Origin of the sequence: Devosia sp. (assembly GCF_034675085.1) — a bacterium.
In the GTDB taxonomy this organism is placed as follows: domain Bacteria; phylum Pseudomonadota; class Alphaproteobacteria; order Rhizobiales; family Devosiaceae; genus Devosia.
The window spans coordinates 1-4054 of record NZ_JAUCDN010000292.1 but is presented as its reverse complement, the minus strand read 5'-3'; the positions used below and the strand labels follow the sequence as shown (position 1 = coordinate 4054).

Genomic DNA, 4054 nt, shown 5'->3' with positions numbered 1-4054 from the left:
GGCGTGCTCAACACCGACAATATCAACATCACCGGCGAGAGCTTCGACTACGGCCCCTGGCGCTTCCTGCCCGTTTACGACCCCGATTTCACCGCCGCCTATTTCGATGAGACCGGGCTCTACAGCTTCGGCCGCCAGCCCGACACGCTGGCCTGGAACCTCACCCGCCTGGCCGAGTGTCTGCTGCCGCTGTCCGCATCCGACGCGCTGGAAGCGGCGCTCAACACCGTCTGGCCCGCCTTCCGCGCCGCCCTGGCCGAATGCGTTCTGGGCCGGCTGGGCCTGGTGCCCGGCGACATAGAGGCCGACAGCGCCTTCGTCGCCGCCCTGTTCGGCTTTCTGGGCACCAGCAAGGCGCCTTACGAGCAATTCTTCTTCGATTGGCGCGGCGGCCTGTCGAGCGAAAAGCGGGCGAGCAAAAGCCCGTCATCGGCGCTTTATGCCGGGGAAGCCTTCGCGCCGCTGCGCGAGCGGATGGGCCGTTATCCCGCCACCGCTGGGGTTAATCTGGATCACCCCTATTTCGCCCGTTCCACGCCGCGCACCATGCTGATTGAGCAGGTGGAGGCCATCTGGACGCCTATCGCCGAAAAGGACGATTGGAGCTTGTTCGAAAGCACACTTTCCCAAATCGCCCAGATGCGCCATGCCTATGGCCACACGATCTGAGGAGAATGCCATGCCAATCTATTCCCTGGACGGGGTTGCCCCGCATATCGATCCGCAAGTGGGCTGGATCGCGCCCAGCGCTGTTTTGGTGGGCGATGTCAGGGTTGGCGCCGAGGCCGGCATCTGGTTCGGCGTGGTGGCGCGCGGCGATATCGAGCCGATCACCATCGGGGCGCGCAGCAATGTGCAGGAAAACTGCGTGCTGCACACCGATAGCGGCTATCCGCTGGTCATCGGGGACAATGTCACCATCGGCCATGCCGCCATCATCCATGGCTGCACCATTGGCGAGAATACGCTGATCGGCATGGGCGCCACCGTGCTCAACGGCGCGAAAATCGGGCGCAACTGCCTGATCGGCGCCAATGCGCTCATCACCGAGAACAAGGTGATCCCCGACAATTCCATGGTTCTGGGCGCGCCCGGCAGGATCGTGCGCGAGATCGACGCCGAAGGCGTTGCCGCGCTGGCCGCTTCGGCCGAGCGCTATGTGCGCAACGCCAGACGCTTCGCCGCCGGCATGGCCCCCGTCATCACCGACACCGATTTCGATCCGGCATAGCCCCTCCACGCTGTCGCCCCGGCCTTGAGCCGGGATGACACCGGGGTACTACCCGATCTCATAAGGCACGATGCTGCGCCGGTCCTGCGGCACGGTGATGTTCGCCGCCAGCGGCGGCACCGAGCGTTGCGGGCAGGCGCGGCGCTCGCAGATGCGGCAGGAAATGCCGATGGGGTCGAAGGCGGCGCGGGCAAGATCGACATCCTGCCCATAGACCAGCCGGTTGGCGTGGATCACCTCGCAGCCCAGCGCATAGGCATAGCGGCGCGTTGTGCCGTTATAGCCGCCCATGCGCTTTTCATGGCTCCAGGCCAGGCACAGATAGCGGGTGCCATCGGGCGTTTCGGCCAATTGCCGGATGATGCGCCCCTGCGCCTCGAAGGCCCGATGCACGTTCCAGAGCGGGCAGGCGCCGCCGAACCGGGCAAATTGCAGCGCCGTGGCCGAATGGCGCTTGGTGATGGTGCCGGCGGCGTCGACCCGGGCAAAGAAGAACGGAATGCCCCTTTCGCGCGGCCTCTGCATGGTGGACAGCCTGTGCGCCACCTGTTCGAGACTGGCCCCGAACAGGTGCCCCAACTCCTCGATGTCGAAATGGCAGGCTTCCGAGGCGCGCAGGAAGGCGCCATAGGGCATCTGCAAGGCCCCGGCGAAATAATTGGTCAGCCCCATGCGGGCGATGGCGCGGGCTTCCTGGGTCTTGAAAGCGGCGCCATCGAGCAGGGTGTCGAGCAGGGTCGCCTGTTCGAGACCGGCCAGCACGACGGCGAGCTGGAAAAACTGGCTGGCCGGCTCTAGGCGGGAATTGATCCACAGATCGCGATTGGCGCGGTCGAACCGGCTCATCGCCTCCCCACTGGCGGGCGGGGTCAGCACCACCCGCACATTGTGCATTTCGGCGCTGTAAAGGATCAGCCGCCGCAGCCGGTCGGGGCCGAATTCGCCCAGTTCTCCGGCCAGCGCCTCGGCAGCGCGATCGAGCGGGTCGATATAATTGTCGGCATAGTGGAAGAAGTCGCGCACTTCCTCATAGGCGGTGGGCAGGCCCGAATGCGGGTTCTGGCTCAATGCCGCATCGACGCTGGCCAGCCGCTCATTGCCCTTGCGATAGCTTTCATAAAGCCCAAGCATGGCCCGGGCCATGTCGGGGGCGTTGGTGGCGACGGTCTTGAGCTCCTGCAAGCTCGGCGCCGTCTCCCCGAATACCGGATCGGCCAGCGCCTCGCGCAGGTCGGCCACCAGCCGGTCGCTGGCATCGGTCATCAACTCGGAAAGATCGAGGTTGAAGCCATCGGCCAGCGCCAGCATCACTGCCGCCGTCAGCGGGCGCTGGTTGGATTCGAGCTGGTTGACATAGGAGGGCGAGATATCGAGCCGCCCCGCCAATTCGGCCTGGGTCAGCCGGTGCTGGCCGCGCAGGGCCCGCAATTTCGCTCCGGCAAAGACCTTGCGCGCCGCCATTCTTCACAAATCCACAAAATTACAAACTTTACCATGTGCGATTGTAGCACATGCGCCTTTTGCTGTCTTGGGGGATGAAGGGGCGCGCGCTAGACTGGCCTCATTCCAGCCCGGAGGCTCGCCATGCAGCAGATCATCACCGCCCTTGAAGCCAGGCGCGAGGAGGCACGGTTGGGCGGGGGGCAGCGGCGCATCGACATCCAGCACGGCAAGGGCAAGCTCACCGCCCGCGAGCGCCTGGAGGTGCTGCTCGATCCGGGCAGTTTCGAAGAATACGACATGTTCGTCACCCATCGCGCCACCGATTTCGGCATGGGCGAGACCATCATCGCCGGCGACGGGGTGGTGACCGGCTGGGGCACCATCGAGGGAAGGCTGGTTTATGTCTTCTCCCAGGACTTCACCGTCTTCGGCGGCTCGCTCAGCGAGACCCATGCGCAAAAGATCTGCAAGATCATGGACCTGGCCATGCAGAACGGCGCCCCGGTCATCGGGCTCAATGACAGCGGCGGCGCCCGCATCCAGGAAGGCGTCGCCTCGCTGGGCGGCTATGCCGATGTGTTCTGGCGCAATGTTCAGGCCTCGGGCGCGGTGCCGCAGATTTCGGTCATCATGGGCCCCTGCGCCGGCGGCGCGGTCTATTCCCCGGCCATGACCGATTTCATCTATATGGTCAAAGACACCAGCTACATGTTCGTGACCGGCCCCGACGTGGTCAAGACCGTGACCAATGAAACCGTCACCCAGGAAGAGCTGGGCGGGGCGTCCACCCACACGAAAATCTCCTCGGTGGCCGACGCGGCCTTCGACAACGACATCGAGACCCTGCTCGAAACGCGGCGCCTGGTCTCCTACCTGCCCCTGGCGGCCGGGCAGAAGCCGCCGCGCCTTCCCACCCATGACCCCGTCGATCGGCGCGACGGCAAGCTCGACACCCTCATTCCCGACAGCGCCACCAAGCCCTATGACATGGCCGAGGTGATCGAGACCGTGGCCGACGAGGGAGAATTTCTCGAGCTGCAGAAGGATCACGCCGGCAATATCCTCATCGGCTTCATCCGGCTCGACGGGCACAGCGTCGGCGTCGTCGCCAACCAGCCGCTGGTGCTGGCGGGGTGCCTCGACATCAACGCCTCCAAGAAGGCGGCGCGCTTCATCCGCTTCTGCGACGCCTTCGATATTCCCATCCTCACCTTTGTCGACGTGCCGGGGTTCCTGCCCGGGGTGGCGCAGGAATATGGCGGCATCATCAAGCATGGCGCCAAGCTGCTGTTTGCCTATTCAGAAGCCAGCGTGCCGCTGGTCACCGTCATCACCCGCAAGGCCTATGGCGGGGCCTATGACGTCATGGCCTCCAAGCAC

General features: G+C 64.8%; 4 protein-coding genes. 3 read left to right on the top strand and 1 reads right to left on the bottom strand.

Annotated features, from left to right (window positions below):
• The coding region (locus VDP82_RS14935) for a protein adenylyltransferase SelO family protein (protein WP_323015628.1) at nt 1-669 on the top strand (669 nt) is incomplete at its 5' end.
• A gap of 10 nt (nt 670-679) precedes the next feature.
• Nucleotides 680-1231, top strand: coding sequence for a gamma carbonic anhydrase family protein (locus tag VDP82_RS14930; RefSeq protein ID WP_323015627.1), 552 nt, complete (start codon nt 680-682; stop codon nt 1229-1231).
• Nucleotides 1232-1279: 48 nt separating this feature from the next.
• Here the strand turns inward: VDP82_RS14930 and VDP82_RS14925 are convergent, their stop codons facing one another.
• On the bottom strand, nt 1280-2692 hold the full coding sequence (locus VDP82_RS14925; protein ID WP_323015626.1) for a helix-turn-helix domain-containing protein: 1413 nt from the start codon (nt 2690-2692) through the stop codon (nt 1280-1282).
• 123 nt (nt 2693-2815) lie between these two features.
• Between VDP82_RS14925 and VDP82_RS14920 the strand changes: the two genes are divergently transcribed.
• A partial coding sequence (locus tag VDP82_RS14920; RefSeq protein WP_323015625.1) for an acyl-CoA carboxylase subunit beta occupies nt 2816-4054 on the top strand: 1239 nt, incomplete at its 3' end.

Excerpts from the sequence above, each read along its gene's own strand:
- VDP82_RS14925 (WP_323015626.1), bottom strand. The coding sequence starts at position 2,692 with ATGGCGGCGCGCAAGGTCTTTGCCGGAGCGAAATTGCGGGCCCTGCGC.
- VDP82_RS14930 (WP_323015627.1), top strand. The coding sequence starts at position 680 with ATGCCAATCTATTCCCTGGACGGGGTTGCCCCGCATATCGATCCGCAA.